Annotated in this window: 6 protein-coding genes; all 6 read right to left on the bottom strand. The window is 50.0% G+C overall.

Features of this window, described 5'->3' with window-relative positions; genetic code table 11:
• On the bottom strand, positions 1-1,955 hold a 1,955-nt coding region (locus AC4MRN_RS18955), incomplete at its 3' end, for a chemotaxis protein CheA (protein WP_491204174.1).
• Complete coding sequence (locus tag AC4MRN_RS18960) at positions 1,948-2,325, bottom strand: response regulator (RefSeq protein ID WP_491204175.1); 378 nt, start codon at positions 2,323-2,325, stop codon at positions 1,948-1,950. The genes AC4MRN_RS18955 and AC4MRN_RS18960, both read right to left, overlap by 8 nt.
• Positions 2,325-3,191 (bottom strand): CheR family methyltransferase, encoded by an 867-nt coding sequence (locus AC4MRN_RS18965; RefSeq protein WP_491204176.1) that lies wholly within the window; start codon positions 3,189-3,191, stop codon positions 2,325-2,327. Before AC4MRN_RS18965 ends, AC4MRN_RS18960 begins: the two co-directional genes overlap by 1 nt.
• Complete coding sequence (locus AC4MRN_RS18970; protein ID WP_491204177.1) at positions 3,184-3,813, bottom strand: HEAT repeat domain-containing protein; 630 nt, start codon at positions 3,811-3,813, stop codon at positions 3,184-3,186. The genes AC4MRN_RS18965 and AC4MRN_RS18970 overlap by 8 nt, the downstream gene beginning before the upstream one ends.
• A gap of 10 nt (positions 3,814-3,823) precedes the next feature.
• Positions 3,824-4,888, bottom strand: coding sequence for a chemotaxis-specific protein-glutamate methyltransferase CheB (cheB, locus tag AC4MRN_RS18975; protein ID WP_491204178.1), 1,065 nt, complete (start codon positions 4,886-4,888; stop codon positions 3,824-3,826).
• Between the two features lie 16 nt (positions 4,889-4,904).
• The coding region (locus AC4MRN_RS18980; RefSeq protein WP_491204179.1) for a chemotaxis protein CheW at positions 4,905-5,956 on the bottom strand (1,052 nt) is incomplete at its 5' end.

Consider the following 5,956-nt stretch of genomic DNA (forward strand, 5'->3'; position numbering starts at 1 on the left):
GCCAGCATTTTTATCTTTTCAGCATCGATGCCTTTACCATCATCACGGATTTCGATCACCACATTGTCGTCCTGAGGCATGGCACTCAGCACAATGGTGCCGGTTTCAGATTTACCTGCAGCACCGCGATCTGACGGGGCTTCGATACCGTGGTCGATACTATTGCGCAACAGATGAATCAACGGTTCTGACAAGGATTCAATCAAGTTCTTATCAAACTCGGTGTCTTCACCTTGCATAACCAGATCGATTTTCTTGTTGAGCTTTCTGGCCAACTCTCTCACCAGCCGGGGATAGCGCTGGAATACGTGGGAAACCGGCACCATTCTGATTTGCAGCACGGCGCTTTGCAGCTCTTCTGTCAGGCGGTTAACAATGGAAAAGTGGGCCTTGATCTGCTTGCTCAGCTTGCGGCCTTCCTGAATGTCTTCAGCTTGTTTAGCAAGATACGGCAGTGAGTTTTTTGCCACCGTTAATTCACCAATCAGGTCCATCAGGTAGTCAATTTTCTCCTGATTCACTTTCAGTGTTTTCGGCACCTGACGTTCTTGTTTCGGTGCCGCCTCTGCGGTCTCGGACATAGTTTCGCTAGCTTCTGGCGCTGCTGCCGTTGATTCCTCAACCACAGGCGTAGCTGCCTGCTCTGGCGCTTTCTCCGTTTCGACAGGACTAGTCGCGTTAAGCAACTGTTCAATGGCATTTGCCAGCTGGTTCGGGGTACTTGCCTCCTGAGTGTGAGATTCGCCCAGCAGTCCGGTGACGATGCGTTTAACCGATGGGAACACCGGAGAATCGGCATTGTTATTCATCGACTGAAGTATGATGAGCTGCTGCGACAGGATTTCATTACGAGCTTGATTCACCCCGGTATCTTCCGGCGTTTCGTTGGCTTGATTTTGCTGTAACGGCGTGTCGGCTGATACATCCACGCTGTCGTTATCGGCTGGGTGGGTGACACTTTCCAGTAACGCCGTTAACGTGTCTGACTGGCAAATAAGCTGGAAGATACGACACATTGCGGCTTCTTCTGGCGTCACATCCTCGCCCATGCCGACCATCTCTGCCAGACGTGCGCTGTGCTGCATATCGCCATCGAGATAAGCCTGCCAAAGCTCGCCTTGCTCGGCAGCAACCAGGTACTCCTCACTCGCAGCCCAGAATGCGCTTACCAGTTGTCCAAGGGCAATGCTCTCACGCTGATACTGGCCTTCGTAATACGCAAAGTGATTGGCAATGGCGGTGTCATCGGCACTGCTATGCACAACAATGCCCAGGTGACATTGAAAGACATCGTTCAGCGCGTCTTTTGACGGCGTGACCTGAATGGCAATAAGCTCAGGCGTATTTGTAGCAACCGTTAGCGGGTCTTCTCCCCGGAAAAAACAATCAGAATCCGGAGTGTAATTCACCTGCCATAGGGGTTGTTCGCACTCTAACGCCGCTTCGATACACTGTAATTGCGTTTGACTACCTAGCGCTAAAAAACTTTCTGGTGCGGCACTCACACTAGCTGAGGCTTCACTCTGCTGGGCGGCCTGCTCGCTTTCACCGCCATCAGCATCGTCTGTGTCGGCATGAATACAAGCTCGGATCCTACCGGCCAGTTCAGTGGAGATCGGTTGCCACTTCTCTACGTTTTCACTACCGGATTCCAGCTCATCAAACCAATTGGATATTTGATCCAGTGCTTCCAGTAACAGGTCGCACAGCGATTCATTTAAGGGCGTGCTGCCATCTCTCAGGCTATCCAACAAATCTTCCGCAGCGTGAGCTAACGACGTCAGAGGTTTTATATCAAATAAATCTGACGACCCTTTGATGGTGTGTAAGTCCCGAAAGACATTGTCGATAGCGTCCTGTGAATAGCCATCGCTGTGCAGTTTTTCGAGAAGCAGACTGGCAGACTCCAGGTTTTCCCGGGACTCGCCAATGAAAACGTGCAGTAAATCACTCATAACTTACCTCGCCTAACATCAGCGACACCAGGGTACTTAGCTCATTGGCGTCTACCGGCTTATTCAGATAGAAATTCGCACCGACGCTAAACGCCTTATTCGCATCCTTGGTCTCAGACTCTGTGCTAATCATAATGATGGGCACTGCATTGAGTTCGTCGCTGGCACGAATGGCCTGACACAAGCGATAGCCATCCATTTTCGGCATGTTGACATCTACCATAAACAAATCAATGTCTTTACCGGTAGCTTTCTCCAGCGCCTCAATGCCGTTTTCGGCTTCTTCGATATGTCGCGAGTCATTGGCAACGATAGCTTTGTGGTAGCAGCGCACTGTCGTGGCGTCATCAACGATCATGATAGTTTTCATTAGCGGCTACCCCCGGTGAGTGGTTTTTGATACACAATCACATCGCCCACCTTTCTGACTTTAAATAGTGAACAAATTCGACTCATTGACTCTGAATGTCCCAGAAAGATGAAGCCGCCTGGGTTTAACGCATCGTAAAGGACCTGCGCTGCGCGTTGACGAGACTGGTCGTCGAAGTAAATAAGTAAGTTGCGGCAGAAAATCAGGTCGAAGCGCGATAGCGAGCGACTCTCCTTTGCTGCCAGAATATTGATTAAACAGAACGACACTGACTCGCGAATATCGTCACACAACTGATAGTCGTTGCCAGTTTTCTTGAAGTATTTGTTCACCACAGGAGCCGGAATATTCTGAACAGAACGTTTCGAATACAGCCCTTTTTTGGCTTGTTCTAATACCCGGCTATCTATGTCTGACGAAACGATTTCCACGTCCCGCTCAGCCAGACCTCGCCAGTATTCGAGCAGATAAATAGCAATACTGTAAGGCTCTTCGCCGGTACTGGATGGCACTGACCATATCCGCAAATCCTTGCCCGGCGGACGAATGTCACTGAGTTCGTCCATCAGGCAGCTGACCATAGCTTCAAACTGATAGTGCTCACGGAAGAAATAAGTTTCGTTCACAGTCATCGCATTTACCAGGCTCTGAAACTCCTCGCCAGACGCCTGAAAGCGCATGAAGGTAAAGTATGAACGGAAATTAGCGTGTCCCGTTTCTTTCATACGCTCATACAGTCGCTTATCGACGAAATAACGTTTTGACGGTTCGAAGAAGATCCCGGTTTTGCGGTAAAACAGACTGCGGAAGCGCTCGAAATCTGCTTCGCTGATCTGTTCTACACTTTCTTGGGCTGTATCATTCATTAGCGCAATCCACCAACTGTTTGCTGACGGTATCAATGGCAAAACAAATATAGCCATTGTCAGCGAATTTTGTCCGGGCACTCTCAAGCACAGGTAAGCTCGACACATCACCAATTTCACTTAGCTTGTCGATTGCGGTTCCCACCACGTTGATACTGCTGTCAGACTGAATGACCTGATGCAGCCAAGTGCGTGCATCGTGATGTTGAATGGCGCCAATGATATCGACGGCAAAAATACGTGTATCGGTATCCTCGTCACTCAGCAGCTCTAGTACGTGTTTAGCAAACAACTGAGGCTGCAGTTGAAATAGTTGAATAGCTGCATTGCGCACCTGAGCGCTGTCTGATTTAAGACACTGGGCAATATCCGGCACAAGGCTTTCATCTACCACAGACTGGATTGCACTGAACAATACCTCGATAACAGACTCATCGACTTCATCGGGAACGCGTGCCATCAGTGCACTCGCTGCTTTTGGTTCACCTATTAATTGCTGTGCGGCATCGCGACGAATATCTGCATCGGGACTTTGTAACAAATGACACAACTCATCGACCGATTTAGCCTCTTCAGGCGGCTCAGGTGACAGCACGGTAGTTGTTTTCTTTTTTAATCCCATTGCAGTTCTCCTACGCGCAAATACGCATTACTGTTTGAGCAATATGGTGGCTTTCCAGAATATGGTGTACGCACCCTGCTTCTATAAGTTCCCGAGGCATACCAAACACGGTTGCCGTCGCTTCGCTCTCGGCAATGACCGTTGCCCCCCGGTTGTATGACACCGACATAGCCGCCACACCATCACACCCCATACCGGTTAACTGAATACACAGCAATCTGGCGGGATCAAATTGTGAGTTTGCGCTTTCCACCATGCGGTCGACGCTGGGATGCCACAGGTAATTGGGGTTAGCCGGTACAGGCCTTACAGCCAGGTGGCCGCCGTCTTTCAGGAACACCACATCGGCTTCGCCTTTCGCGATATAGGCGGTACCTGGCATCAGGCGCATCTTTTCGGACACCTCAACAACCTTTAGCTGACAAAGCTTGTCGAGGCGGTTTGCCAGTGCCTGGGTAAACGCCATCGGCATGTGTTGGGAAATGACAATCGGCGCTTTAAAATTGGCAGGCAAGGCGGTTAGCAACTGCTCCAGTTTTTTCGGCCCGCCAGTAGACACCCCTACCAGTACACAATCGATGCGTGTCCTGGCTACCGGTGTCGCTTTCGCCTTCTGAGGTGTTTCCGTTTTTTTAGCCGGCGCCGATGTCACAGTCGTCTTTCTGATTGCTTTTCTCGCCGAAACCCCTTTTGTTAGCGACTGGATTTTAGAGAGCAGCTCACTCTCTATACTGGAAATGTCCGTCGACACCGTACCACCGGGCTTAAGCACATAATCGCTGGCGCCCAGGGCTAGTGCTTCCAATGTGACCAGCGCGCCCTTTTGCGTTAGCGAGGAAAGCATGATTATCGGACAAGGGTGCACCTTGTTGAGTAGGCTTAAACACGTTATGCCGTCCATCTTCGGCATGTTGATGTCTAATGTGATCACATCGGGCTTTTCCCGGACTGCAACATCAATGGCCTCTTCACCGTCGCGAGCGGTCACCACCTCCAGGCCGTTACGTGAAAACAACTGACTAAACAGTTTACGCATGAGCGCTGAATCATCGACGATTAACACTTTTACGTTCATGTTTGCCCTCTACCTCTTAACCGACTGTTACTTCACTGTCCGCAAGCAATACCTGCGGGTCCAACAATTGAATGATCCGGCGTTCCTTATCCAGCTTTATGATTTCATTGAGTAGCTGTGACTGAGAATTCGATAAGGTAGGTGCCTTCTCAATAACGCCCAAATCCACGGTTTTGACTTCTGCAACACCATCTACAATAAAACCGGTTTTGTGCTGACCTCGGGTCAGGACAATAATGCGCTGACGCTCAGACGTTTCCGCCATCATCAGACCGAGACGCGTTCTTAAATCAACGACCGGTAAAACCGTGCCTCGCAAATTCACTACGCCCCGCAGGTAGTCTGGTGTATTGGGTACACTCTCCAGCTTTTCAGGCACACGGGTAATTTCCTGGGTCAGCTCAATACTGACACCGTATTCCTGACCGTCGATCCAAAACACAACAAACTGTTTTGAATTGTCTTCTGAGAGCAATTCAGCGTCTTTCGCTTCGTTCATAGCGGTATCCTCTTGCAGGGGCTCAATATCGGCCATTGCATCATTCAATGAACGTTCAAAAATCGTAGCCAGGTTGACAATGGAGACCAGGCGCTTACTGTTTTCGACCCGATACACAGATTCGAGGGCGCCATCACCCATCCCTTGACTACAAAACTCAGGGACCGGCTCAAGTGCATCCACTTTGATGCTAATCACGTTACTAACACGCGAGACAACAAAGCCCACACTGCCAATTGCCGACTGACTGTTATTCACGATAACGATGCGGGACGCATCATTGATTTCGCCACGACACATGCCCAGATTGGTAGCCAAATCGACAATGGGAATAATCCGCCCACGTAAATTCACCAGCCCTAACACAGACGGGTGACTCTCGGGCAAAGCGGAAATCTCACTCGGTACGCGCACGATTTCCTCTACATCCTGCAGGTGAAAGGCAAAGCCCTGCTCTTCTATTGAGAAACAGACGAGTTGCTCATGCTGAGACTCTGACTCTTCATCGGCTTTCTCCTGACCACCCATTGCAGCCTGCGACAGTGATACCTGATGCTGACCACTGGTAA

This window comes from Marisediminitalea sp., from assembly GCF_984433645.1.

What these genes read in the sequence shown, in the direction of transcription:
- AC4MRN_RS18960 (WP_491204175.1), bottom strand. Translation starts at nt 2,325, where the DNA reads ATGAAAACTATCATGATCGTTGATGACGCCACGACAGTGCGCTGCTAC.
- AC4MRN_RS18965 (WP_491204176.1), bottom strand. Translation starts at nt 3,191, where the DNA reads ATGAATGATACAGCCCAAGAAAGTGTAGAACAGATCAGCGAAGCAGAT.
- AC4MRN_RS18970 (WP_491204177.1), bottom strand. Translation starts at nt 3,813, where the DNA reads ATGGGATTAAAAAAGAAAACAACTACCGTGCTGTCACCTGAGCCGCCT.
- cheB (WP_491204178.1), bottom strand. Translation starts at nt 4,888, where the DNA reads ATGAACGTAAAAGTGTTAATCGTCGATGATTCAGCGCTCATGCGTAAA.